Below are 24,535 nucleotides of genomic sequence, written 5' to 3' on the forward strand. Positions count from 1 at the left end.
GGTCGACCCGGGTAACCGCGTGGGCGGCCGTCCGGGTCACGCGGGCCGGACGTGCAGATCCGTCCCGGTCGTCCCCGGCACCTCGACACCCGGCAGCAGCCGCATGTCGTGGTCGTAGTCGCCACCGACCAGCGACCGGAACGCGACCGGCTCGTCGGTGAAGAGCCCTTCGAGGCGTCGCCCGAACTCCAGCTTCGCCGCCTCGAACCGCTCCTCCGACACGTCGTGCGCGCCGAACACCGCGAACGGTTCCAGCGGCGTCATGCCGGCGAACCAGAACAGGCCGTGCTGCACCGGGTACAGCAGATCCGCCAACCGCCCGTGGATACCCCGGTCGGAGAACGCCGACTCCCGGGCACCGGCCGTCACCGACACCAGCGCACGCCGCCCGGCCAGCGCGCCTTCGCTGTACGGCGGCGGGACCGCCGGACCGTAGCCGAATCCGGCGGTGAACACCCGGTCGATCCAGCCCTTCATGATCGCGGGCACCGAGAACCACCACATCGGGAACTGCAGGATCACCGCGTCCGACCAGCGCACCTTCTCCTGCTCGACGGCGATGTCCGCCGCCAGGCGCCCGGCCAGCGTGGCCTGCTCCGAGTCGGCCATCACCGCGAACCGTTGTTCCGGGTCCCGGCTCGGGAAGTCGTCGGTGTCCACACTCGCCTTCCACTTCATCGCGTAGAGGTCCGACACCCGCACCTCGTGGCCCGCGGCGCGCAGTTCGTCGACCGCGAAGGCGGCCAAGGCGGCGTTGAGCGACCGGGGTTCCGGGTGGGCGCTGACGACGAGGATCTTCTTCGGCTCCTCGGTCCGGCCGGACTGCTGCCGGTGCTGGTGCTGGTGCGACTGCGACGTGGTTTCGGTCATGACGCAACGCTCTCCCGGACGCGCCGGGGCAGCCAGTACCCGGTTCAACCGGCGGAATGGCGTTCCTGGTATTCCGAAGACCAGGAACGGGACGGCAGGGCACGGCAGACGGGACGAGACGCGGCGCCGGTGCGCCGGGCCACGCACGCACCGCCCGGGCGCCGCAAGGGCCACGCATACTGGACCACATGAACGGCGTGAACCGCACCGAACGCACCGACGACATCGAGAACCGCACCTCGGGGGCCGTCGACGGCGTCGGCGACACCCGGCGCGCGCTCGGCGGCTTCCTGCGCGCTCGCCGCGAGCGGATCGCCCCGGAGAACGTCGGACTCGTCGGCGGCGGCCGACGGCGGGTACGCGGGCTGCGTCGCGAGGAGCTGGCCCAGCTCGCCGGGATCAGCGTGGACTACTACGTCCGGCTCGAACAGGGCCGGGCCACCCAGCCCTCCCCCGAGGTGCTGGACGCGCTCGCCAGGGCGCTCGGCCTCGACGCGGCCGAGCGCCGGCACCTCACCACGCTGACCGCCGCCAGGCGCGATCCGGCGCCCGCGACCCGGGTCAGCCCGCTGCTGCAACAGGTGCTGGACTCGATGACCCGGTTGCCGGCCTTCGTGACGAACCATCGCCTGGACGTGGTGGCCTGGAACGACCTGGGCGCCGAGCTGGTCGGCGGCCTGGCCGACCCGGGCCACCGGGATCCGAACAACGCCCGGTACTTCTTCCTCGACCCCGGCTCCCGAGTCGTCTTCCCCGAGTGGGAGGAGCGGGCGGGCGACGCGGTGGGCCAGCTCCGAGTCGCCGCCGGGCTCTACCCGGGCGATCCGGAACTGGCCGAGCTGATCACCGAACTGTCCGCGCACAGCGCCGACTTCCGGCGGATCTGGGCGACCGGCAAGGTGCTGATGTGCTCGGCGGGCCGCAAACAGGTGCGACACCCGCGGGTCGGCCTGATGCACCTGGACTACGAGACGTTGCGGGTACCCGTCCCGTCCGGCGAGACCGGCCTGGAAATCCACATCTTCTGCGCCCCCGAACACAGCCCGGACGCCCGGGCCCTCGCCGAACTGGCCACCATCACGGCATCGGCATCGGCGACAGCCTCGGCGTCGGCCGAAGACGCGACACCCGCGACGGAGGCGCTCAGCCCTTCGATCGGGTGAAGCACACGAACCGGCGGACCGTACGCCCGCCCATCCGCACCGCCACCCGCACCGCCGGTCCGTCTCGGCTCACACGTCGAGGATCTCCGTGTTCTGGCAGGCGACCAAGAGCCGGCGTCCCGCCTCCTTCGCCATGACATAGAGCGGCGTGCCCGGGTTCCCGGTGGGCCGACCGTCGAGCGTCAGGTACTGGGCGTGCACCTTGACCGCCGCGACGTCGGGGCGGATGTGCGTGTTCGAGCGTTGCGATCACCCGCTTGATCGCCGCGATCTCGACTTCCCGTACCGGTCCATTGCCATCGGTCGTAGTCATGGGACCAGCCTGCAACTTCAACCGAACTTCAGATCAAGAGCCCGCAGGACCGATCGGCTCCACGTCCACCGCGTCCTGCTTTCGAGGCGACGGCGCGTGCTTGGCCGCGTAGCGGCGGGCCTTGGTGCGGTTTCCGCAGACGCGCATCGAGCACCAGCGTCGGCTGCGGTTCTTGGACACGTCCCAGAACACCCACGCGCAAGCGTGCTCCGGGCAGCGTTTGAGCCGGGTCGACTCGCCGGTGCCGACCAGGTCGCCCCAGGCGATCGCGAGTCGGGCCAACGCCCCTTCCAACGGTGGCAGTTCCGGACTCGGTACGAAGCGCCCGGGTGGCTCGCCGGTGCCCAACTCGAACACCACCGGCAGGGCGCGCAGCACCTCGTCGGCCTGCCGGAGCGATTGCGGATCGGGCACGTCACCGACCGGTACACCGAGCCTCTCCCGCAGGCCGGCGCGCAGTCGTAGCGCCGCGTCGAGGTCCGCCTGGCCGAGCCCGGCACGGGGGTCGAGCAGTTCCCAGGCGACCAGCCACGCGCCGAGTCGGGACGGCGTGACCAGTTCGTCCGTACCGAGTTCGACGTCGACAGTGTTCACGAACGCCTGGATCAGCACTGCCGAAGCGGGTGCTTCGAGCATCGGGGCCTCCATGGTGCGCGTCGGGTCCGGTCGGGCCGGGCCGCGTTCGCGGCGCGTCGCGACCTCGGTGCGGCCCGGGCACCAGTCTACCGCCGCGCTAACCGGCTATCGAGTTTACCGGTTGACGTGTCGTGCGTGCCGATGTCACCATCGACGCGGCGCACTAACCGGTGAAAGCCTTTGGGTAGTTAGGACATGCGATGGCCCCGCAGAACGTCCGAACCGTGCCGACCGCCCCGAAACGCGAGCGGGACCGCAACCGGCCGGCTCCTGCGAAGCCCGAGCCCGAGCCGAAGCCCACGCCGCGACCGAAGCCCGAGCCGAGCCCGGCGCCGAGCCCGCCCGGCACCCGGAACACCGCCGTCCTGCTGGCCTTCACCCTCGTCACCAACCTGGCGGACGGGATCACCAAGATCGCGCTGCCGGTGCTGGCCACCCGCAGTACCGATTCCCCGGCGCTGATCTCCCTGGTCTCGCTGACCCTGACCCTGCCGTGGCTGCTGTTCGCGCTGCCCGTCGGCGTACTGGTGGACCGCGCCGATCGGCGCAGGTTGTTGTGGCTGGCCGACGGGCTGCGGTTGCTCGCCATCGGCGGGCTGATCACGATCGTGCTCGCCGGCCGGGTCACCGTCGCCGTGCTCGCGATCGGCGGGCTGGTCCTGGGCGTGGCCGAGGTGATCGCGCTGACCTCGACCTCGGCACTGATCCCGGCGATCGTGCCGCGCGCGGACCGGGAACGCGCCAACGCGCTGATCACCGGTGTCGAGACGGCCGCCAACGAATTCGCCGGACCGTTCGTGGGCGGCCTGCTGCTCGCCGCCGGCACCGGCCTCGCGCTCGGTGCGACCTGGGTCGCCTACCTCGCCGCGAGCCTGCTGCTGCTCCTGCTCACCGGCCGCTTCCGGGCCGTACGCCGGGCCGACCCGGGCGCGGACGACGCTGCGGGCGAGCCGTCGACCGGTACGCCCGGAGCCGGTGTCGCCGCCGAGTCCATCGGTCGGCAGATCGGCGCCGGTCTGGGCTTCCTCTGGCGCGATCGCCTGCTGCGCACGATGTCGCTCATCCTCACCGTGCTGTTCGCGAGCTGGGGCGCCTGGCTGGCTCTGATGCCGCTGGTCGCGCACGACCTGATGCACCTGTCCACCCGCGAGTACGGGGTCGTGCTGAGCGCGCTGGGCGTCGGCGGCCTGCTCGGCGCGGTGCTCGTCGGCCGGCTCAACCGACTGATCGGCCACCGTCGGGTGCTGCTCGCCGACCTGATCGGCACCGTGGCGATGATGGCGGTGCCGGCGGTGACCACCGACCTGTGGGCGGTGGCCGGCGCGGCCTTCGTCGGCGGCATGGGCGGCACGCTGTGGTCGGTGAACTACCGGCTGATCGGTCAGAACCTGGTTCCCGAGCACATGATGGGCCGGTACAGCGGTGCCTCCCGGCTGCTCGGCTGGGGTGCGCTGCCGGTCGGCGCGGGCCTGATCGGCGTCCTCGCGCAGTGGTTCGGGGTACGCGCCGCGTTCCTGGTGTTCGCGCTCGCCGCGGCGGCGACGATCCCGGTGTTCCTGATCGCCGTCACGGAGGAACGGCTGGCTCCCGCGCTGCGCATGCCCGATTCGGCCGACGCCGGGTGACACCAGGTGACGCCCGGTGCGGGTGACGCCGCGAGCCGGTCGGCCCCGACCGATCCGCGAGACATCCGCCGCGCGGCGGTCCCGGCCGATCCCGTCTACACGCCCATGTCCTCCGCGAGTTCGCCGCCGACCTCGGCCGTGGCCCGCCCCGCGCTCACCGTCGTGCTCGCCTGTCTGGGCGTGTTCGCCTCGTACGTGCCGATCGGCGGGGTGGCGGTGTCCCTGCCCACCATCGCGCGCGGGTTGCACGCGTCCACCAGCGATCTCCAGTGGATCAGCGACACCTTCATCCTGCCGATGGCGGCACTGAGCCTGACCTTCTGCCTGATCGGCGACCTGTACGGGCGCAAGAAGGCGTTCCCGGCCGGCCTCGCCCTGCTCGCGATCGGCTCGGCCACCAACCTCACCGCGCACAGCGTCACCCAGGTCTGGGTGGGCCAGGCACTGTCCGGCGCGGGCGGCGCGGCCCTGCTCACCTCCAGCCTGGCGCTGATCAGCCACGCCTATCCGGACTTCCGGGCCCGCGCCAAGGCCATCTCCGCGTGGGCCGCGTCCCTGGGCCTGGGCCTGTCGCTGGGCCCGCTGCTGAGCGGGATCATCCTCGAACACGCCTCGTGGCGATGGATCTTCGCGCCGATCGTGCTGGTCTGCCTGATCGGCGTCCTGGTCGCGGCGATCCTCCTGGAGGACTCCCGGTCGCCGCACGGCCGGGCGATCGACGTCCCGGGCCAGATCGCCGCGATCATCGCGATCACCGGCCTGATCTACGGCGTGATCGAGGGCGGCACGATCGGCTGGACCGACGGCCCGGTCCTGGCCGCGTTCGCGCTCGCGGTGCTGGGCCTGGCCGCGTTCATCGTGATCGAGCACCGCTCGGCGACCCCGATGTTGTCGCTCAGGCTGTTCTCCTCGCGCGCGTTCACCGGCGCCGGTGTGGTCACCATGCTCACCATGTTCGGCCTGGTCGGGATCGTCTTCTCGCGCAGCCTGTTCTTCGGCAACGTCCAGCGGCCGAGCGCGCTCGAGATCGCCTACCGGTTCCTGCTCATCAACGGGCTCACCGTGCTGATCGGCCCGATCGTCGGCCGGTTGATGGGCCGGATCGCCTCCGGCGCCCTGCTCACCGCCGGGCTGGTGATCACCGGCATCGGCATGCTGACCCTGAACACCCTGGAACCGGACACCGGATTCGCCGCGCCGGTCGGACCGCTCGCGGTGATCGGGGTGGGCTTCACGTTCGTGATGACGCCGATCACCTCGGTCGCGGTGACCAGCGTGCCGCACCACCTGGCGGGCATGGCCAGTGCGGGCAACAACACCCAGCGCCAACTCGGCGGCGCGCTCGGCCCGGCCGTCCTGGGCGCGGTGCTGACCAGCCGGATCGTCGCGGTCCTGCCGGACCACCTGGCCGGCTCGGGCCTGTCCGCCACCGACCGCGACCACGTCGACGCGGCGGTCTCCGCCGACGGCGTCTCGGCGGCCGGCCATCTGGGCCTGGCCCCCGAGGCCACCGAAAAGGCACTGTCCGCCGTCGGCGAGAGCTTCGCGGACGCGCTGCACCTGTGCATGACCATCGCGGGGGTGGGGATGTTCGTGGCAGCCGCGATCACCGTGCTGATGATCGGTGTGCGCCGGTCCAAGCACGCGGGCGGCGTGACCGCACGGCACGTACCCGCACCCGCGACCGCCGCCACCACCACCGCCACGCTCTCGACCTCCACGTCGGCGTGACGCGGTGCCGCTCGCCGATCCGTACGCTCGGCGAGCGGCACCGTGCCCGAAACCCCGCGGCCGGACAGGACCTAGCCGACCGGCACCCGTGCCCGCCCGCGCAGACCGAACGTGGTGACCACCGCGCCCAGCAGCACGCCCGCCAGCGGCACGAGCAACGCCGTCCGGAAGCCGTCCAGTTCCGAGCCGCCCGCGCCGGCCAGCACCGCCGTCACGGCGGACAGGCCCAGCGCAGCGCCGAACTGGAAGGCGGTGTACAGCAGTCCGCCGGCCAGACCCTGCTCGTCCTCCTCGATGCCGTCCGTCGCGGTGATCGTGAGCGGCCCGTACGCCAGCGAGAAGGCGAGCCCGAGCAACAACATCGTCGGGAACATCGCCGCGTACGAGGTGTCCGCGTCGATCGACAGGAACAGCGCGTACGCGAGCGCGGCCAGCAACATCCCGCCCAGGATCACCCGCAGGTTGCCGAACCGATCGACCAACCGCGGCGTCACCGTCGGCGCGAGCACCGCGTCCACGCCGACCGCCAGCAGTGCGAAGCTGGTCTCCAGGGTCGACCAGCCGCGTACCTCCTGGAGGTAGAACACCGCGACGAACTGGAAGCCGAAGAACGAGCCCGCGAACAACATCGCGCCCAGATTGGCCCGCACCAGCGCGCCCGAGCGCAGGATGCCGAGCCGCACCAGCGGCGTGCCGGCCCGCCGTTCGGCGGCCACGAACACGACCAGCAGCGCGATCCCGCCCGCGAAGACCGCGATCGTCCAGCCCCAGCCGTGTGCCGGGTGCTCCAGCCGGACCACGCCGTACACCAGCAACAACATCGAGCCGGTCACGCTGATCGCGCCCGCGACGTCGAAGCCCTGACCGTTGCGCTCGGGTCGGCCGTCCTTGGGGATCAGCGCCGACGCCACCACCAGGATCACCGCGGCCAGCACGACCGGTACGAAGAACACCAGACGCCAGTCGATCGCGGTCAACAGGCCGCCGATCACCAGGCCCAGTGAGAAGCCACCCGCCGCGGTGCCCGCGTAGAACAGCAGCGCCCGGTTGCGCTGCGGCCCCTCGGGGAAGCTCGTGGTGATGATGGCCAGACCGGCCGGAGTCATGAAGGCGGCCGAGGCGCCGGTCACGAAGCGCGCGACGATCAGCATCCAGCCCTCGGTGGCGAACCCGCCCAGACCGGAGAAGACCAGGAACACGGTCAACCAGAAGAGGAACATCCGCCGCCGGCCGAGCAGATCGGCGGTGCGCCCGCCCAGGAGCATGAAACCGGCGTAGGCGAGCACGTACGCGCTCATCACCCAGCTGACCGCACCGGTGGACATGCCCAGGTCCTCGCGGATGGTCGGCAGCGCCACGTTGAGCATCGCGACGTCGATGCCCTCCAGGAAGATCGCGCCACACAGCACGATCAACATGCCCCACGCGCGGGCACCCATCCGTCCTGCGTCGTTCTCCGCCGGCGTGTGCGGTGCTCTCGGCGAGCCCGCCTCGCTCGGTGCCGGGAGGAAGGCGGGTGGGACGGAGGGAGTGGACGAGGCGGAAGCGGTGGACGAGGACGTGGATGCGGACATGCGGCAGCCCCTGGGGACGCTGGACACGGGTGAGGTGGGGTCGAGGCTCCGGGAGGTCGGTTATCCGAACGAACCCGGTTCCCTCTTGTAACCACCCCCATCCTTGGGCAGCATCGTCTCCCATGGAAGAAGGCACTTCGAAGGAACCGACCCTCTGCACGAGTAACCACGACTACGACGCGCATCAGTGGGACGTCCGCGAAGGGTGCGAGGTACGCCAGATCCTGGACCGGGTCGCCGACAAGTGGTCGCTCCTGGTGATCGCGATCCTGGAGAGCCGCACACTGCGCTTCACCGAGCTGCGCCGGGCGATCGACGGGATCAGCCAGCGCATGCTCACCGTGACACTGCGTCAGCTCGAACGCGACGGTCTGGTGCGGCGCACCGTGTACCCGGTGGTCCCGCCGCGGGTGGACTACGCGCTCACCCCGATGGGCACGACGCTGCACACCACGATCCGGTCCCTGATCACCTGGACCGAGGAGCACCAGGAACAGATCGCACGGGCCCGGGCCGAGTACGACGCACGCGCCGACGCCGACGCCCGATTGGCCTCCGCCGACCTGTGAGCCGGAGCCGGCCGCTGAACCGGGCCGGTCGGAACCGCGGGCCGCGGGCCGCGGGCCGCGGGTGAGGATGCCCAGGTGGAGGTCGTACGACTCGACCGGGTCGTCGCCGCCGTCGTGATCCGCCCGGTGCCGCATCACCGCGGTCGAGACCCCGATGATCGCGGCCCCGTCGAGCCCCATGACCAGCGCGCTCGACATCAGGGCCGCGCGGGCCCACCGGCGACGCGGCGATAGCCGGGGCGGGAGGCGTCCTGACGATCGCGCTCGAGCGTCGGCCAAACGTCGTCATCCTTCGATCGTGGCCACCGGGACTCCCTCCGGATGGGCCGTGGCCACCGGGACTTCCTCCGGATGGGCCGTGGCCACCGGGACTTCCTCCGGATGGCCTGCGATCAGCGCGACGATGTTCTCCGAGAGGGTGCGTGCCGCTCGTCTGATCGCGGTGCCGGTCATGCCCGCGACATGAGGCGTGAGAACCGCGTTGGGGAGACCCGTCAGTGGTGAGGCGAACCGGCCGTGTTCGAGGGCGAAGACGTCGACCGCGGCAGCCGCCAGGGGTGCCGCGTCGTCACGGAGCGCCCGCGCCAACGCCTCCTCGTCGACGACGCCGCCACGGCTGACGTTGACCAGGATCGCCCCCGGGCGCATCAAACCGAGTTCCCGATCCCCGATCAGATCCCTCGTCGCCTCGGAGAGCGGGCAGTGCAGGGAGAGCACATCGACGCCGGCGAGCAGTTCGTCGAGCGAGGCCGCGAACCCCATGCCGGCCTCCCGCGCCATGGCAGGGGTGAACCGCGGTGATCCGAAGGCGGTGACGCCCATGCCGAGCGCCCGGGCACGCCACGCGAGTTCCGTCCCGCTCCGGCCCGGTCCGACGATCCCGAGCGTCAGATCGGCCAGTTCCGGCGGGAACGACATCCGGGCGGGACGCCAGCGGGCCCGATGGGCCTCCCGGTCGAGGGCGACGAGGTTCCTGGTCAGCGCGAGGATCATCGCCAGGGCGTGCTCCGCGACGGCGGCGGCGTTCAATCCCGGCGTATGGGTCACCACGACGCCCCTCTCCCCGGCGGCGTGCTTGTCGATGTTGTCGGTACCGGCCCCCACCTGCCCGATCACCCGAAGCCGCCGATCCAGCCCCGGTCCCGTTGCGGCCCGCAGGAGCGGCTCCCGCAGCGGCAGATTCGCCCTGGTCTTGATCACATCGAAGCCGACGCCGTCCCCGACGACGGCATCGACAACCCGCCCCTCGTCGAACCCATCCACATCAAGAAACCCGACCCGCCCCGCCCACCGTCTCCGAATCTCGTCCCGGTCGGCCAGGCGCCACAGGTTGAGCGTCACCTCGAAACCCGCCCGCAACAACGGCTCCAACTCGTCTGCGACGAACTCATCGGGCGCCGAGTCCAGGATCAGAATCCGGGCGACGGGCTTGACGGCCATATCCAGTGCCTTCCGTTCCGGAGGGGTTCGGACGGCCGGGCGCTTCGACCCGTTCGATCGAGCCGACCCACCGACGACCGGGCATCCCGACCCCTCGCGCTACATCCCCGCAGGTCACGGCGTGTCCGGGGATACTCGCAGCATGTTCGATCCGATACCGGTACTCTGCCGGTGGGCAAATGCGGATCACACCGCAAGCACCCAACCGGGCCGTTAGCTCAATTGGCAGAGCAGCGGACTTTTAATCCGCGGGTTCAGGGTTCGATCCCCTGACGGCCCACCCGCGTCAGGGCCGACTTTAGGCTTCTGACCAGCACGAACATCGCGCGCTGCGGTCTTCTTCACGGCCCTGGACCTCTGGTCCGGGGCCGCTTGCGTGAGCGGACGTCCCGGTGTCAGGTCACAAAGGAGCGGCCGGGCTTCACCGGTCGGCTCGGCGACTTGGTCTTCGGCGGACTCGACCACGGCCTTCGCGGCGCGCGGAACGATGCGACCGACGGCCTCGGCCAAGGCCCGGTCGACCTGCGGCAGCACGCTTAATGGTGACGTCGGGTATGGAACTGTCTGAATGCCTGGGCCCGAGAGACTTCGACTGCCAGGGAGTCGCTGGATGGAGCCCGTGCTCGGCCGGCCACTGGCGCAGATCTTGGTGAGAGGTCTCAACATTGTCGGATATCGACCAGAGACTGACGCGCTCCTGCTCGTCGGGTGCTGATCGAGGGGGGACAGGCGGTGGCCGACGCCTGCTATGCAGGAGGATCTGTGGCTGCGGGTGGTCGCGGCACTGGAGTCGCGGCGGGTACGGCGCTTCCACTGGGAAGCCGGTCACCGGATCGCCCAGGGAATCTGGGCCGGTCCGGAGCCACTTCCGCCAGACCGAATTACTCCCCGTAGAGGGTGGGCAGGTCGACCAGGAGGATGTTGTCACGTCGGCCCACCAGTTCGATCAGGTCGGGGTGGAAGCCGTGCAGGGAGTACAAGGCCAGCGTGGTGCCGGAGGTGTCGTAGCCCTGGTCGGCCAGCAGAGTGCGGATGTGCTCCAGACGTTGCAGGTCTCCGGTGCCGCGGCGGGCGGCGGTCGCCTTGGCCTCCCCGATGAGGGCGATCTTCGCGCGGGGGGACTGCGGTCGTTCGCCGGCAGCCAGGGCGATGACGTCGACCTCGTGCTTGGTCCGGGCGGCCGGGTCGGCGACCTCGGTGGTGCCGACCGGGCCGGGCAGACTTGTGGGCAGCAGGCTGTAGGCGTAGCGGCGGGTGAAGTCGCGGGCCAGGTCCTCGAAGTGTGGTCCGAGGATCTTGGAGTTGAAGGTCGGGGCGGCCTGCTGCCAAACCTGCTCGGCGAAGCCCTGCTCCACTGCGGCCGCCTGCGGCAGCGTGATCAGCTGGTTGAAGCGGATGACCGGGTCCGCGAGCGTGATGACCGGGTGCCGGGTACGCAGGATGTCCTGCTCACGACGGATATAGCCGGTCGACTCCAGCACCCCGAGAGGGTGGGCAACGGCGTTGCGCGGACGCTCAAGGGCCGCGCCGATCTTGGTAGGGGTGGTGGCGCCCTGGGCGATGGCGGTGAGGATGTCGTAGTACAGCGTGTGCTGCGTGATCCGCGGGTCCTCCCGCAGGAGGTACTCGGTCTCGGTGCGCGAGTACACCGCGCGGCCCGGGTCGAGGAGGGTGCGGGTGAGCCAGGCGTCGAAGCCGTCGTCCGGATGCGGGCGGGCGGCCACCGGCCGGTAGCCGGGTGCACCGCCGAGAACCGCGTGCACCTTCAACGCGGTCAGTGGATCCTTGATCTGCCAGAAGGTGCGGCTGTCCCGGTAGTCGAACGGCCCCAGGCGCAGGTCGACCACGGCCCGGCCCCGCAGCGGCTTCGTCCCCGACAACAGCTCATGCATGACACTCATCGCGGAACCGCACAGGATCAACCGCGGGCCCGGCCCGTCCCCCGGCCGCGCGCCACGCTGACGCTCGTCGTAAAGCTGCTGTAGCAAGCCCGGAATCTCAGGTGAGTGCTGCAGCAGGTACGGCAGCTCGTCGATCACCAACAGCGGGTGCGGTGAACGGGCGGTCACATCCAGGGCGTTGGACAGCACATCACGCCAGTCCGTCAGGCGCAGACTGCCGGACCGCAGACCGGCATGGGCAGCGACCGCATCGCTGAACCGCTGGATCGCAGGCAGCCGCCCCTCTTCCCGGACCGCCGTGACATACAGGCCGCCGACCTGCTCGGACAAGGCCTGCAGAAGGTACGACTTCCCGTGCCGCCGTCGCCCGGACACGATGCCGAGCCGCATCGCGGGATCCGGATCAGCGAGGAACTCCGCGAGAAGGTTCCACTCTCGGTCCCGGTCGACCACGTCGCCTGGCTTGACCAGCAGACCGTTCTCCATCGGATCCTCCACACATTGACTGCGCCTGATTACGTCGAAGTCTACTTCGACATTATCCGTCCCGCTGGGCTTCACCACGACTGCTACGACAGCAGGGCCCAGGAGCGCGAAGGCCGTCCCAAAACCCGCCCTGACCTGCTGTTATTTATGCGTCAGAGGGGCGTCATGATGTGAAGCCCAGGAGAATCGAACGTCCGGCAGCGCCAGGATGCCTGCTCAGGCAATCCACCATTGTTCGGATGGACGGCCAACAACCAGGTACGGACCACTCCCAAAGGCTCTGGCTGCGTGAGCGATGCGTGAGCGGATGTGCTCACGCGTCGCATCACGAGGCGGTACCAGCGGGACCCAGCGGTGTGTAGATCCGGACAGAACTGCGCACCGCTACCCGCCCCAACCCCCGCTACCATCACCGCTGTCCAGCTTTTAATCCGCGGGTTCAGAGTTCGATCCCCTGACGGCACGCCGCGCAACACCGCTCCGCCGCTGGTCACGGGTCCGACGATTCGGGCAGCGGCCTTGTGCCGCCGAAGCCGCGTACACGTTTCGTACACATCGCCGTGGGTCGTCATCCGCGATGTGGGCGTCTTCCCGGCTTGTGTCGATCGAGGGCACGCTCGGGATGTCGAGGTCAAGCGCGGTGGCGGGCAAGGGTGTTCGGCCTAGCCGGGCGGGGTCCGGGGTGGTGGGGTCAGGCCCAGGGAGCGGATGAGGTCGTGGATTTCGGTGCGGTAGATGCGGCCCGGGTCGGTGGTCTGGCCGCGTAGGTGGCCGTAGATCTCCAGGGACACCAAGCCGTGCAGCCGGCCCCACACCCGGAGGGCGAGGGCGACCGCGGTCGGTGGCAGGTCGGGGAACTCCGCGCGGATCAGCCCGACCAGCGTCGGGTCGAAGTCGGGCCAGTCGTACGCGTCCTCGGACTGCAACGCCTCGGCGGACGGCCACGCGGCGGCGACCAGGCCGGTGAGCCCGGCGCAGGCCCGGTGTCCCGCCTCGGACGCGGCCCCGCCGACCGGTGCCTGGTAACCCGGTACGGGATCGCCGTAGATCAGTCGGAAGCCCTCCGGGTTGGCCAGCGACCACTCCCGGAACGCCCGCGCCCAGGCCAGCATTCGGCCCGCCGCGTCCTCGACCGGCACCCGGTCCCGAGCGGCTTCCGCGGCCTCCACCAGGGACAGGTAGATCTCGCTGATCAGCACGTTCACCAAGTCGTCCCGGGTCGCGTAGTAGCCGTAGATCGCGTTCGCGGTCATGCCCATCTCCCGGGCGATCGCGCGCAGCGTGATCGCGCCCGGGCCGCCCTCGGCCAGCAGCTTGAGCGCGATCGTCTTGATCTCGCGGGAGGTCTCCACCCGTAGCCGGGCCCGGCGGGTCGGCGTGCGTTCGTCCATGGCCATGACCGAACTCTACAGCGTTGCGATACTGCTCGACGTGCTGTAACTATACGGCGTGCAGTAAATGCACGCCGCATAGTCCGGATCGCTCAGATCGCTCGGATCGCACAGAACGGCTCTCGCTGTGCCTGTTTCCCCTGCCCGGAACACCTCCGTACGGGGCGCCTCCGCAGGTGGCGCCCCCACCCGCGACACCTCCGCCCGCAACGCCCCGGTTCGGGGCGCTCCCACCGCGTGGTTCCTGGCCGTACTCGCGGCCGCGCAGTTCGTGGTCGCTCTCGACTACAACATCGTGTACGTCGCCCTTCCCGACATCGGCGCCGGACTGGGCTTCGGCGCCCAGTCGTTGCAGTGGGTGGTCAGTTCCTACGCGGTGACCTTCGGCGGCCTGCTCCTACTCGGCGGTCGGCTCGTCGATCGGCTGGGCGCGCGCCGGATGTTCCTGCTCGGCCTGGCGCTGTTCGGCCTGGCCTGCCTCGCGGGCGGCCTCGCCGGCAACCCCGGAACCCTGCTGGCCGCCCGCGCGGTCCAGGGCGTCGGCGCCGCGATGCTCGCCCCCGCGACGCTGTCCCTCATCAACACCGGTTTCACGGAAGGGAGCGAGCGCACCCGGGCGCTGTCCGTCTGGTCCGCCGCCGGCAGCGCGGGCCTCGCCGCCGGTGCCCTCCTCGGCGGCGTCCTCACCGAACTCGGCGGCTGGCGCTGGGTGATGTTCGTAATGGTCCCGGCCGCCGCGGCCATCCTGGGCGCCGCTCCACGCACCCTCGGACCGAAGGCGCCGAATGCACCGAAGGCACCGACGACGCCCAGGGCGCCCAAGACTTCCAAGGAACCCGAGGCACCGACCCATCAGCCCGCCGGCCTGGACATCCCAGGTGTACTGCTCGCCACCGCCGGCTCCACCCTGCTCGTCTTCGGCCTGGTCAGCGGGCCGGAAGCGGGCTGGGCCTCACTCCGCGGCGCGGGCGCGATCGTCCTGGGCGTCGTCCTGCTCGGCGCGTTCCTGCTCGTCGAGCAACGCACCCGCGACCCGCTCGTACCGCTCCGCCTGTTCGGCAACCGCAGCCTGGCCGTCGCGATGGCCGTGATCCTGGTATTCCAGAGCGGCCTCGGCGGCGCCTACTACGTGTTCACCACCTATCTCCAGAACGGCCTGGGCTACAGCGCGCTGCGCACCGGCCTCGCCTTCGTCCCGGTGACCGTGCTGTCGGTGTTCGCCGGCATGCGGCTCGGCCCCGCCCTGATCGGCCGCCGGGGCCTACGGACCACCCTGTTCGTCGGAATGCTCGGCAACGGCCTGGGCATCGGCACCCTCGCACTCGGCATGTCGAGCGACGGCTCGTTCGCGGCGCTGCTCCCGGGCATCCTGATCTGGGGCATCGGCGGCGGCATCACCTTCACCGCGATGTTCGTCACCGCGGCCTCCGGTGTGGACGCCCGCGAACAGGGCATCGCGTCCGCCCTGGCCACCACCGCCCAGCAACTCGGCGGTGCGGCCGGGCTCGCCGTACTGATCGCCGTGGCCAACGCGCACCTCGACCCGAACGCCGGCCCGGCCTCCCCCGCCGACCTCATCGACGGCCTACGCACCGCCGGCCTCGTCGCGGGCGCGGCAGCCGTACTCGGCGCCTTCCTGGCCTTCACCCTCAAGCGCCCCCCGACCCCCGAAGCCCGAAACGACACCGACACCGACACCGACGGCACCGCCGACACCGCCGCAGGCCAAACCCAGCCAAGCCAAAACGCCCACTGAATCAGCCGATCCCAACCGACCGCAGACCAACCGAACAAAACCGCCCGCAGACCAACCCATCCACACTCCCGAGAACGACAAGCGCGATGGGCCCCGACCACCCGGCCGGGGCCCATCGCGTCTCACACCCTCGTGCTCACCTCACACCGGCACCGCCACCTCACACCGGCACCGCCACCTTCACCGAATCGTCGACCGCCTCGTCGGCGTCCACGGACTCGGCCTCATCCGCCCCGGCCCGCGCCCGCCGGCTCGGCAGCAGTTGCACCAGCACCGCGACCACCGCGCAGAACGCGGTCAGCAGCCACAGGCCGTTCACGAACGCGTCCCCGAAGGTGTCCGCCGTCGGCGCGTCACCCAGCGTGTCGTAGAAGACGATGCCCACCAGGGCCACTCCCAGCGCGCCGCCCACCTGCTGTGCCGTGGACAGCAGCCCCGCCGCCGAACCCACGTGCCTGGCCCGGATCCCGGACAACACCGTCTCCGCCATCGGCCCCATCACCAGGCCCATCCCGAATCCCGCCAGCGCCAATCCCGGAATCAGCGCCAAGGTCGCGTCGGTGGTCGACAGCGTCTCCACGAGCACCACGTGCCCGACGCCCTGTACCGACGCGCCCACCGCCAGCACCTGTCGCCCGAGCTTCGCCGCGATCTGCCCCGAGACCGCCGAGGACAGGAAGTACCCGACGCCCAGGGCGATGAACAGCAGCCCCGAGTCGAGCGCCGACATCCCGTGACCCATCTGCAGGTACAGCGCCAGGATCAGGAAGAAGGCCGCGTTCACCAGGCCGTACACCAGCGCCATCGTGATGCCGACCGAGAACGACCGCTCACGGAAGAGCACCAGGTCCACCAGCGGCGCACCGCCCTTCGACGCCAGGCCACGCTGGTACAGCGTGAACGCGCCGAGCAGCAGCGGAGCGACGCCCAGCGACAACCAGGTCCACAGCGGCCAGCCCTGCTCGCGTCCCTGGACCAACGGGAGCACCACGGCGACCAGACCGAGCGTGATCAGCGCCGTACCGACCAGGTCGAGCCGAGTGCCGCCGCCCTCGCCCCGGCTTTCCGGCACCAGCTTCGGCGTCAGGGCCAGTGCGACCAGCCCGACCGGAACGTTGATCCAGTAGATGCTGCGCCAGTCGAGCCCGAACAGGTCCACCTGGATCAGCGCGCCACCGATCAACTGACCGAAGACCCCCGCGAAACCCATCGCGAGCCCGTACGCGGTGAACGCCTTGACCCGCTGCCCACCGACGTACAGCACGTTGATGAGGCCCAGCACCTGCGGCATCAGCAGGGCCGCCGCCGCACCCTGGACCACCCGGGCGGCGATCAGCGTCTCCGCGTTGCCGGCCAGCCCGCAACCCGCCGAGGCGAGGGTGAACAACCCCAGCCCGACCGCGAACATCCGCCGTCTGCCGTAGATGTCCCCGAGTCGACCGGCGGTGATCAGCCCGGCGGCGACCGCGAGCCCGAAGCCCGCGACCACCCATTGGATCGCGGCCGGCGTCGCGTGCAGATCCTCCTGCGTGGCCGGGATCGCGACGTTGACGATGAAGAAGTCCAGCGTGGTGATGAAGATCCCGGCGAGCAGGACCAACAGCGCGCCCCACGACTGCCGGGGCGTCGGTGCCTCTGCTTCGGGAGCGATGGCCGTCGTGGTGGCGGACATGAGTGTTCCTTTCGGTTCCATACGAGCGCGCCGACCGGCGCGGGAGAGGGCATACGGCGACGCACGCGGCAAGACCGGGCCGACGGCGCGAAGGCGCGAAGAGGCGAAGAGGCGAAGAAGAGAGATCAATCGGCGCGCGGGACGATCGGCAAGGCGGGAAGGCCGCGCGCGTCCGGATGCCGCCGGGACCCCGGGGGGCCGGGCGCTACCTCCACCCGGCCCCGGGTCCGTCCAGCGGATACGGCACCGACGCGAAGGCGTCGGATCCAATCGACCGAGAGCTCAATGAGAGCTCGCCGGAAACCTGCCGAAAACTCGACGAACGGTCACAACCCCGCCGGAACCTTGTCCAGGAAGCCGCTCACCCGAGCGATCCGACCGTCCTCGGCGATCCGGATCACGTCGAAGCCGACCACGATGGCCTCCTCGCCCGCCGGGCCGAGGTTCCACGTGAAACGCGCCAGGTCGTGGTGCCCGTCGACCGCGCCACCGAGGCTGAACACCAGGCCGGCGAACTGCCCCTGTACCGCGCCCAGCGTCGCGTCGATCGCGTCGTGACCCTCGGCCACCACCAGCGGGTCGACGTACACCGCGTCCGCGGTGTAGACCGCCTCGACCAGCTTGCGGCGGGCGCCCGGGTCGGCCTCGTTCCAGGCGGCGATGTAGCGCTCGGCCAGGGCGGTGAAGTCGATGTTCGTGGTCATGGTGACCGTCCTTGTGCTTCCTCCGGGCTTCCGGCCGTTCCGGCGAGCTCCGTTGGACATGAACCTACGGAGCCCCGAACCGACGGGAATCAGTCCCGCATAGGTACTTTGGCGCGGGGGGATCCGCAGGTGGGATCGGTACCGGATGAGTACCGGACCAGTACCGGACCGGTAGGGCACCGGCACGAGATCGCTAGACACGGGGACGGCGAGAGATGTTGTACGGCAGAGACTCCGAGCTGACGACCATCGAACAACTGCTCGCGGACGCCGAGAAGGGCCGCAGTGGCGTGCTCGTCGTGCGCGGTGAGCCCGGCATCGGCAAGACGGCCCTCCTGGATCACGTAATCGCCGGCACGAGCCTGCGCACCATCCGGGGCACCGGCGTCGAATACGAGGCCGAACTCCCCTACGCCGGACTCAGCCTGCTGCTCCGCCCGGCGCTGGGGTACCTGGACCGACTGCCCGACCCGCAGCGGCAGGCCCTGGAGGCCGCGTTCGGGCTGGCCGTGGGCGAGCGCTCGGAACCGATGTTCGTCGGCCTGGCGGTGTTGTCGCTGCTGTCCGAGTACGCCGGCGACGGCCCGCTCCTGTGCGTCGTCGACGACGCACAGTGGCTGGACCGGGCCTCCAACGACGCGCTCGTGTTCGCCGCCCGCCGGCTGTACGCGGAGGGCATCGCGCTGATCTTCGCCGCACGCGACGACCGCCACGCGTTCTCCGTCCCGGGCCTGCCCGAGCTGCGCCTGAGCGCGCTGCGGGCCGAGCACGCGAGCGCGCTGTTGGCCGGCCAGGCCGGGGAATTGTCCGCCACCGCCCGCTACCGGGTGCTCGCCGAGGCCCAGGGCAACCCGCTCGCGCTGATCGAACTGCCGGTCGCCCTCGCCGGCGAACGGTCCGGCGACACCCTTCGCCCGGGCGCGCTGCCGCTCACCAGTCGACTGCAGATCGCCTTCCACGGCCAGGTCACCCGGCTCGACGAGCGAACCGGGATGTTGTTGCTCCTTGCTGCGAGCGACGACTCCGGCGAACTGGGCATCCTGCTCCGGGCCGGCGCCGAGTTCGGCGCCGGCCCCACCGATCTGGCCGCCGCTGAGGAGGCGTCGCTGATCGTGGTCGACGACGACCGGCTGCGTTTTCGGCACCCGCTGATCCGGGCGGCGGTCCAGCAGCGAGCGCCGATCGACCGCCGGCTCGCCGCCCACCGCGCGCTGGCCGCCGCGTTCGACGCGCCCGATCACGCGGACCGCCGCGCCTGGCACCTGGCCGCCGCCGCGACCGGTGTCGACGAGCCGGCCGCCGCCGCCCTGGAGAGCACCGGCGAACGCGCCCGCGAACGCAGCGGCCACCTGGCCGCCGCACTGGCCTACGAGAAGGCCGCGCGCCTGACCGAGGACGTCGAGGCCCGCACCCGCCGGCTCGTGCTGGCCGCCGAGGCCGCGTCCGAGGCGGGCGAATTGGACCGCGCCCGCACGTTCGCCGAGCGGGCCCAGGCCGGCACGACCGACGACGCGATCCGGGCCCGGCTGCTGCACGTACGCGCCCTGTCCGACTTCTGGCAGGGCGCGTTCGCCGGTGCGCACGAACTGCTGCACCGAGGCGCCGAGCTGACCGCCGTGACCCACCCGGAGCGCGCGGCGCGCACGCTGCTCCAGGCGATGCACACCGCGTGGTATCTGGGCGAGGAGCAAGTACGTTCCACGGTACGGGCGTTGCACGCGCTCGACCTGCCGGCGACGGCCTCCGTGACCCCGGTCGCCGACTTCATCATCGCCGCCTTCCCGCCGAACGAGGACACCGAGCACCCGGAATCCCAGCGCCCCGATCCCGAGCGCCCCGACCTCGGCGACCTCGTCCGAGTCGCCCACCGAACCGGCAACGAAGAGCTGCGCGACCTGCTGCTCGCCTGCGGCGTGGGCCTGACCCTCGGTCAGGACGTGCACGCGCACGACATCGCGGCGATGTTCGCCACCGAGAGCCGGCTGCACGGCGGGATCGGTCGGCTGCCGACGATCCTGTTCTTCGTGGCCGAGGCCGAGGTCTTCGAGAGTCGGCACACCGACGCCCTGGCCACCGCGTCCGAGGCGCTGCGGATCGCGCAGGACAGCGGTCAGCAGCAGTGGATCAGCCAGTTCGAGAGCGTGCTGGCCTACCTGGCGGGCGTATCCGGCGACGAGGAGGCCGCCCACCGGCACGCCGACGCGGCGCTGGCCGGCGGTGTGGGCAGCGCGATGCCGGCCGGCGCGCCGTGGTCGGCGTGGGCACTGGGACTGCTCGACCTGGGTCTGGGCCGGCCCGAATCGGCGCTGAACCGGCTGGAGCGGCTCACCCGGGAACCGATGCGCCATCACATCTGCGCGACCCGTTCGATTCCCGACCTGGTCGAGGCCGCCGTCCGGTTCGGCGCCCCCGAGCGCGCGCACGAGCCGCTGGCCCGCTTCGAGCAGTGGGCCCGCCGCGCCGACCAACGCTGGGCCGACGCGCTGGTGCTGCGCTGCCGCGCGCTGCTGGCGGACGACGACGCGGCCGAGGAGCTCTGGCTCGCCGCGCTGGCCCGGCACGAGAGCGAGCGCCGGCCGCTGGAGCGGGCCCGAACCGGGCTGCTGTACGGCGAATGGCTGCGCCGGATGCGCCGCAAGACCGACGCGCGCGACCGGCTGCGCATCGCCCTGGAGGAGTTCGACCGCCTGGACGTCCGGTCCTGGGCGGATCGCGCCCGCACCGAACTGGGCGCGATCGGCGGCAGCGCGACGCCGCAGGGTCCCCGCCCCGCCGGCGTGCTCGCGCTGCTCACCCCGCAGGAGTTGCAGATCACCCGGCTCGCCGCGCAGGGATTGTCCAACCGGGACATCGCGGCCCAGTTGTTCCTGAGCCCGCGCACCGTCGGCCACCACCTGTACAAGGCCTATCCCAAGCTCGGCATCGTCTCGCGCACCGAACTGTCCGCGATCCCCGAGTTGGCGGGCCGCCCCGGCTGACCGCGACCCGCGACCGCCGCCGCCCGCCCGGACCGCCGCCCGCCGTGCTCAGCCGACGGCGTCGGCCCGAGCGTGCCGGTCCCACTCCGCCGCGACCTGCCGCAGCGCCGGGTGCTCGGCCCCGCCCCCGGCGCGGATGTGCTCGTACACGGCGCGCAGCACCTCCGCACCCTCGGCCGCCCACAACCGTTCCGCGGCCCGGGTCAGGGTGAAGTGGAACCACGCGAAGTTGATCGCGCCGTGCTCGAAGGAGCGCTCCATGTCCGCGAGTTCGCGCACCGGGGTGATTTCGACCGGCAGGTCGTCCACGGTCGAGGTGAAGGCCCGCAGAGCCGGCAGCAGCTCCGGCTCCACCTCGTGCGCGTAGCCGACCATCGCCAGGTTCGCGTGCAATTCGGCGATCCACATGCCCGGATACCCGGGCCAGACCTGGTCCTGGAAGAGGTGGGTGAGCTCGTGCACCGCCACCAGGTCGAAGTACGGCCGCAGCGCGGGCGGCTCCCCGTACACGGCACGCACCGCCCGGGCCGTCCCGGCGCCCAGGTGCGGCCGGATCGCGGCGAACAACTCGGTGCCGAACCAGCCGTCGTCGGCGGCCACCCGCAGGTGGTCCTGTGCACCCTGCGGCGTGCCGTACAGCGGCACCGTCGCCACGCCGTCCCAGTCCGCCGCGTTCGCCACGGACAACCGTATTCGCGGCGCGAAGCCCAGCCGTTCGCCCAACCACGCGGCGGCACGATCCACACGCCCGGCGACGAACTCGGCCCGCTCCCGCGCGCCCGGGCTGAATCGGACCGTACAACCGAAACCGTCGAGTGTCGCCATCGCTGCCACGCATGCCTCCGAGTGGGTTCGGCGGCCACCATAGGCACAGCCGTCCCGCTCCCGCCCGGATTCCCCGCGCGCGCGACGATCCCGACCACCGGCCGCCGCGGTCGGGCCGCCGTCAGGCCTTCCAGCGCGGGTCCCGGCCGGACGCGCCGAGCGCACGCTCGAACGCGCTCGCGTCCTCCCCGACGGCCACCGGCTCGGCGAAGCCGGCGTACTCGCGGTACATCTGCGCGTACTTGGTCACGATGCCCTCGATCGCCTCACCCAGTTCCGCCGACGCCCGATAGTCCTGGCCGGTCGCCCGCGCCACGTCCCAACCGTGCAGCACCGACTCCAGCAGGAGCATCTCGGCGATCTCCGTCGCGGGCATGGTGCCGCCGCCGCCGAAGTCGATCTCGCCCTCCCACACCTGCGGATCGGCCCACGCCGCGACCGCGCGACCCAGTTGCGCGGCGTACGCGTCGGCCCAGTCGGGCTCGGCGACGAAATCGCGCGTGGTCATCTCCTCCGGCAGCGTCGTACGCAGCGCCCGGTGCTCCATGCCGTGCGAGGTGAACACGACCCAGTGGTTGATCAGCGCCCGGGTGTCGTAGTCGCCGCACGGCGTGGGCCCGGCCGCGGGCTCGGGCGGAACACCGTGGGCGATCCGGTCGGCTTCCGCGGCGGCTTCGACGAAGAGGTGGTGAATGTTCATGCGTCAGACGCTATGCGACCTGCGGAAACCGGTCTTGAACAAACGCGACAGGGCTCGACGGGCGGTGTCACCGGCGCCGGCTACGGTGGAGACATGACACTTCCCGATCGCGCTCGCGGGGTGCTGCGCGCGGCCGTCGAACCGGGCAACTGGGACGCGAGCCGGTACGAGCCGGCCCCCGACCTGGCACCCTTCGTCGACTACCACTGGATCGTGCGCTGGGACCTGCACGGTCGGGCGCCCTTCAAGCAGAAGGTGCTCTCGCACCCCAACGTGCACGTGGTCTTCGAGCAGCCGTACCCGGCCGTGTACGGCGTGGTGCGGGACGTGTTCGAGCGCGAGCTGATCGGCGCCGGACACGTGTTCGGGATCCGGTTCCGCGCGGGCGGCTTCCGGTCCGTCCTGGGCGGTCCGGTGGCGGCGCTGACCGATCGGGTGCTGCCCGCGGTCGACCTGTTCGGCCCGACCGTCGGGGAGGTCGGCGAGCGCGTGCTCGGCACCGCCGCCGAGGCCGACCGGGTCGTCCTGGCCGAGACCTGGCTGCGCGGCGTGCTGTCCGGGCCGTCCCAGGCCCCGCCCGACCTCGACCCCGCGGTGGCCGAGGTCGCCGCGATCGTCGAGCGCATCACCACGAACCCGAACCTGTTCCGGGTCGACGACCTGGCCGAGGAGGTCGGCGTCCCGGTCCGCCGCCTCCAGCGCCTGTTCGCCGAGTACGTCGGGGTCGGCCCCAAGTGGGTGCTCCGCCGGGCCCGCCTCCAGGAGGTCGCCGAACGGGCCGAGCACGGCGCCGGGATCGACTGGGCCGCGCTCGCGGCCGATCTGGGCTATGCCGACCAGGCCCACCTGACCCGCGATTTCACCGCCACCGTGGGCACCGCACCGGGCCGCTACGCCCGCACCTGAGCACCCGCGCGCGGCGGCCCGACCGGGCCCGAATCGTTCACGCGCCGACAATGCAATCCTTGACGGGTGCCCACCACGCTCGTCGAAACCCGATTCCACGCCGTCCTGAGCGCGTCCGACGACGCCCTGGAGGACACGATCGACCTCGGCGCGTCCCTGCTCGCGGCCTCCGCCGGCGACTGGCCGGAAATCTCGCGCGCCGTGCTCGCCCTGTACGAGCGCGTCGCCGACGGCTGCTGGCGGCGCGGCTGGCAACCCGCCGACGTGGTTCGCGCGGTCACCCGCGAGCTGGGCGAGCGGCACGCCGCGCTCGCCGCCGACGTGGTCGCCGCGCAGGCCCGCAGCCACCCGGGCACCGGCCGCCGGTGGACCGCCCAACTGCGCGATCTGGACGCGAGCACCCCGTGGTGGAGCTCGGACGACGCCTACCTCGCCGAACTCGGCGCCCGGGAGCATCTGGACCGCTTCGGCACCGCCGCGCGCGTGCTCGAACTGCTCCGCTGCGTTGCCCGGCTGCCCGCCATCGAGCCACTCGCCGCCGCGTCCTTCCAGGAGCCGGCCCGCAAGCAGCCCGCCACCGGCGAACCCCGCCAACTCGGCCGGGTGCGCGCTCTGCTCGCCAAGGCCGAGTCGAGCGAATTCCCGGAGGAGGCGGAGGCGTTCACCGCCAAGGCGCAGGAGCTGATGACCCGGCATCGGATCGACGAGGCACTGCTGGGCGCGCAGGAGGGTTCGCGCCACGCCCCCGCCGCGTGCCGGATCGGCGTGGACAACCCGTACGAGGGCGCCAAGGCACTGCTGCTCGACGCGGTCGCCGACGCCAACGGCTGCCAGGCGATCTGGTCGAGCACGCTGGGCTTCTCCACCGTGGTCGGCTTCGACTCCGACCTGGACGCGGTCGAACTGCTCTACACCTCGCTCCTGGTGCAGGCCACCGCCGCGATGAACCGGGCCGGCTCGCGCTACCACGAGTCCGGCCGCTCGCGCCGGACCAAGACCTTCCGCCAGTCGTTCCTGATCGCCTACGCCGACCGGATCCGCGAGCGGCTGACCGCCGCGAAGGAGGAGGCCGAGGCGAGCGCGGACCGGGCCGCCGAGAACCGCCTGCTGCCGGTCCTGGCCGCGCGCGACGTCGCGGTCCAGGAGACCACCGAGCGGATGTTCCCCACCAAGACCACACACCGTCTGCGCGGCCGCGACGCGGACGGATGGCGACACGGCCAGGCCGCCGCCGACCGGGCCGAACTGGGCCTGCGGGACAAGCTGGAGCGCGGCGGACCGGCCCGCCCGTAACC

At 71.5% G+C, this 24,535-nt stretch carries 19 protein-coding genes and 1 tRNA gene; 9 read left to right on the forward strand and 11 right to left on the reverse strand.

The features are described 5' to 3' along the window. Nucleotides 1-36 precede the first annotated feature (36 nt). Nucleotides 37-870 (reverse strand): NAD(P)H-dependent oxidoreductase, encoded by an 834-nt coding sequence (locus ACIBSV_RS19560; protein ID WP_395864565.1) that lies wholly within the window; start codon nt 868-870, stop codon nt 37-39. A gap of 188 nt (nt 871-1,058) precedes the next feature. On the opposite strand from ACIBSV_RS19560, the gene ACIBSV_RS19565 reads away from it, so the two are divergent. Beyond that, entirely contained in the window at nt 1,059-2,033 is a 975-nt protein-coding gene (locus tag ACIBSV_RS19565; RefSeq protein ID WP_395864567.1) for a helix-turn-helix transcriptional regulator, read from the forward strand. Nucleotides 2,034-2,102: 69 nt separating this feature from the next. Here ACIBSV_RS19565 and ACIBSV_RS19570 read toward each other — a convergent pair whose 3' ends face one another. Together ACIBSV_RS19570 and ACIBSV_RS19575 are read right to left on the reverse strand one after the other, a co-directional pair. Continuing rightward, a complete protein-coding gene (locus tag ACIBSV_RS19570) occupies nt 2,103-2,234 on the reverse strand; it encodes a hypothetical protein (protein WP_395864569.1) in 132 nt (43 codons plus the stop codon). Nucleotides 2,235-2,379: 145 nt separating this feature from the next. Continuing rightward, complete coding sequence (locus ACIBSV_RS19575) at nt 2,380-2,982, reverse strand: CGNR zinc finger domain-containing protein (protein WP_395864571.1); 603 nt, start codon at nt 2,980-2,982, stop codon at nt 2,380-2,382. Nucleotides 2,983-3,182: 200 nt separating this feature from the next. On the opposite strand from ACIBSV_RS19575, the gene ACIBSV_RS19580 reads away from it, so the two are divergent. After that, nucleotides 3,183-4,607, forward strand: a complete 1,425-nt coding sequence (locus ACIBSV_RS19580) for an MFS transporter (protein ID WP_395864573.1) — start codon at nt 3,183-3,185, stop codon at nt 4,605-4,607. Nucleotides 4,608-4,613: 6 nt separating this feature from the next. After that, entirely contained in the window at nt 4,614-6,338 is a 1,725-nt protein-coding gene (locus tag ACIBSV_RS19585; RefSeq protein WP_395864575.1) for an MFS transporter, read from the forward strand. Nucleotides 6,339-6,409: 71 nt separating this feature from the next. On the opposite strand, the gene ACIBSV_RS19590 is transcribed toward ACIBSV_RS19585, so the two are convergent. After that, entirely contained in the window at nt 6,410-7,777 is a 1,368-nt protein-coding gene (locus ACIBSV_RS19590) for an MFS transporter (RefSeq protein WP_395864577.1), read from the reverse strand. Nucleotides 7,778-8,034: 257 nt separating this feature from the next. On the opposite strand from ACIBSV_RS19590, the gene ACIBSV_RS19595 reads away from it, so the two are divergent. Continuing rightward, the gene (locus ACIBSV_RS19595; protein ID WP_395864579.1) at nt 8,035-8,481 is read left to right on the forward strand and encodes a winged helix-turn-helix transcriptional regulator; all 447 of its coding nucleotides are present in this window, start codon (nt 8,035-8,037) and stop codon (nt 8,479-8,481) included. Nucleotides 8,482-8,766: 285 nt separating this feature from the next. Here the strand turns inward: ACIBSV_RS19595 and ACIBSV_RS19600 are convergent, their stop codons facing one another. Continuing rightward, nucleotides 8,767-9,921, reverse strand: a complete 1,155-nt coding sequence (locus tag ACIBSV_RS19600; protein WP_395864581.1) for an NAD(P)-dependent oxidoreductase — start codon at nt 9,919-9,921, stop codon at nt 8,767-8,769. Between the two features lie 207 nt (nt 9,922-10,128). On the opposite strand from ACIBSV_RS19600, the gene ACIBSV_RS19605 reads away from it, so the two are divergent. Then, nucleotides 10,129-10,201, forward strand: a tRNA-Lys gene (locus ACIBSV_RS19605). 601 nt (nt 10,202-10,802) lie between these two features. On the opposite strand, the gene ACIBSV_RS19610 is transcribed toward ACIBSV_RS19605, so the two are convergent. Next, a complete protein-coding gene (locus ACIBSV_RS19610) occupies nt 10,803-12,308 on the reverse strand; it encodes an ATP-binding protein (RefSeq protein WP_395864583.1) in 1,506 nt (501 codons plus the stop codon). Between the two features lie 662 nt (nt 12,309-12,970). Next, the gene (locus tag ACIBSV_RS19615; RefSeq protein ID WP_395864585.1) at nt 12,971-13,705 is read right to left on the reverse strand and encodes a TetR/AcrR family transcriptional regulator; all 735 of its coding nucleotides are present in this window, start codon (nt 13,703-13,705) and stop codon (nt 12,971-12,973) included. A gap of 121 nt (nt 13,706-13,826) precedes the next feature. Here ACIBSV_RS19615 and ACIBSV_RS19620 point away from each other — a divergent pair, with 121 nt between their 5' ends. Then, nucleotides 13,827-15,455 (forward strand): MFS transporter, encoded by a 1,629-nt coding sequence (locus tag ACIBSV_RS19620; RefSeq protein ID WP_395864587.1) that lies wholly within the window; start codon nt 13,827-13,829, stop codon nt 15,453-15,455. A gap of 160 nt (nt 15,456-15,615) precedes the next feature. On the opposite strand, the gene ACIBSV_RS19625 is transcribed toward ACIBSV_RS19620, so the two are convergent. Both ACIBSV_RS19625 and ACIBSV_RS19630 read right to left on the reverse strand, forming a co-directional pair. After that, the gene (locus tag ACIBSV_RS19625; RefSeq protein WP_395864589.1) at nt 15,616-17,127 is read right to left on the reverse strand and encodes an MFS transporter; all 1,512 of its coding nucleotides are present in this window, start codon (nt 17,125-17,127) and stop codon (nt 15,616-15,618) included. Between the two features lie 326 nt (nt 17,128-17,453). After that, a complete protein-coding gene (locus tag ACIBSV_RS19630) occupies nt 17,454-17,831 on the reverse strand; it encodes a nuclear transport factor 2 family protein (protein WP_395864591.1) in 378 nt (125 codons plus the stop codon). 215 nt (nt 17,832-18,046) lie between these two features. Here ACIBSV_RS19630 and ACIBSV_RS19635 point away from each other — a divergent pair, with 215 nt between their 5' ends. Further along, nucleotides 18,047-20,809 carry an AAA family ATPase gene (locus tag ACIBSV_RS19635; protein ID WP_395864593.1) on the forward strand — a complete coding sequence of 921 codons (2,763 nt, stop codon included), beginning with the start codon at nt 18,047-18,049 and terminating at the stop codon, nt 20,807-20,809. Between the two features lie 48 nt (nt 20,810-20,857). On the opposite strand, the gene ACIBSV_RS19640 is transcribed toward ACIBSV_RS19635, so the two are convergent. Next, the gene (locus tag ACIBSV_RS19640; RefSeq protein ID WP_395864594.1) at nt 20,858-21,643 is read right to left on the reverse strand and encodes a hypothetical protein; all 786 of its coding nucleotides are present in this window, start codon (nt 21,641-21,643) and stop codon (nt 20,858-20,860) included. Between the two features lie 112 nt (nt 21,644-21,755). After that, the gene (locus ACIBSV_RS19645) at nt 21,756-22,334 is read right to left on the reverse strand and encodes a TIGR03086 family metal-binding protein (RefSeq protein WP_395864596.1); all 579 of its coding nucleotides are present in this window, start codon (nt 22,332-22,334) and stop codon (nt 21,756-21,758) included. Nucleotides 22,335-22,427: 93 nt separating this feature from the next. Here ACIBSV_RS19645 and ACIBSV_RS19650 point away from each other — a divergent pair, with 93 nt between their 5' ends. After that, a complete protein-coding gene (locus ACIBSV_RS19650) occupies nt 22,428-23,240 on the forward strand; it encodes a DUF6597 domain-containing transcriptional factor (RefSeq protein ID WP_395864598.1) in 813 nt (270 codons plus the stop codon). 66 nt (nt 23,241-23,306) lie between these two features. Then, nucleotides 23,307-24,533, forward strand: coding sequence for a DUF2786 domain-containing protein (locus ACIBSV_RS19655; RefSeq protein WP_395864600.1), 1,227 nt, complete (start codon nt 23,307-23,309; stop codon nt 24,531-24,533). Nucleotides 24,534-24,535: the final 2 nt, after the last annotated feature.

The organism is Embleya sp. NPDC050154 (assembly GCF_044460165.1).
Lineage (GTDB): Bacteria > Actinomycetota > Actinomycetes > Streptomycetales > Streptomycetaceae > Embleya.

Bases quoted from the DNA above. Each gene is read 5' to 3' on its own strand.
- ACIBSV_RS19635 (WP_395864593.1), top strand. From the start codon at position 18,047: ATGTTGTACGGCAGAGACTCCGAGCTGACGACCATCGAACAACTGCTC.
- ACIBSV_RS19595 (WP_395864579.1), top strand. From the start codon at position 8,035: ATGGAAGAAGGCACTTCGAAGGAACCGACCCTCTGCACGAGTAACCAC.
- ACIBSV_RS19600 (WP_395864581.1), bottom strand. From the start codon at position 9,921: ATGGCCGTCAAGCCCGTCGCCCGGATTCTGATCCTGGACTCGGCGCCC.
- ACIBSV_RS19650 (WP_395864598.1), top strand. From the start codon at position 22,428: ATGACACTTCCCGATCGCGCTCGCGGGGTGCTGCGCGCGGCCGTCGAA.
- ACIBSV_RS19615 (WP_395864585.1), bottom strand. From the start codon at position 13,705: ATGGCCATGGACGAACGCACGCCGACCCGCCGGGCCCGGCTACGGGTG.
- ACIBSV_RS19645 (WP_395864596.1), bottom strand. From the start codon at position 22,334: ATGAACATTCACCACCTCTTCGTCGAAGCCGCCGCGGAAGCCGACCGG.
- ACIBSV_RS19580 (WP_395864573.1), top strand. From the start codon at position 3,183: ATGGCCCCGCAGAACGTCCGAACCGTGCCGACCGCCCCGAAACGCGAG.
- ACIBSV_RS19560 (WP_395864565.1), bottom strand. From the start codon at position 870: ATGACCGAAACCACGTCGCAGTCGCACCAGCACCAGCACCGGCAGCAG.
- ACIBSV_RS19590 (WP_395864577.1), bottom strand. From the start codon at position 7,777: ATGGGTGCCCGCGCGTGGGGCATGTTGATCGTGCTGTGTGGCGCGATC.
- ACIBSV_RS19610 (WP_395864583.1), bottom strand. From the start codon at position 12,308: ATGGAGAACGGTCTGCTGGTCAAGCCAGGCGACGTGGTCGACCGGGAC.
- ACIBSV_RS19625 (WP_395864589.1), bottom strand. From the start codon at position 17,127: ATGTCCGCCACCACGACGGCCATCGCTCCCGAAGCAGAGGCACCGACG.
- ACIBSV_RS19630 (WP_395864591.1), bottom strand. From the start codon at position 17,831: ATGACCACGAACATCGACTTCACCGCCCTGGCCGAGCGCTACATCGCC.
- ACIBSV_RS19565 (WP_395864567.1), top strand. From the start codon at position 1,059: ATGAACGGCGTGAACCGCACCGAACGCACCGACGACATCGAGAACCGC.
- ACIBSV_RS19575 (WP_395864571.1), bottom strand. From the start codon at position 2,982: ATGCTCGAAGCACCCGCTTCGGCAGTGCTGATCCAGGCGTTCGTGAAC.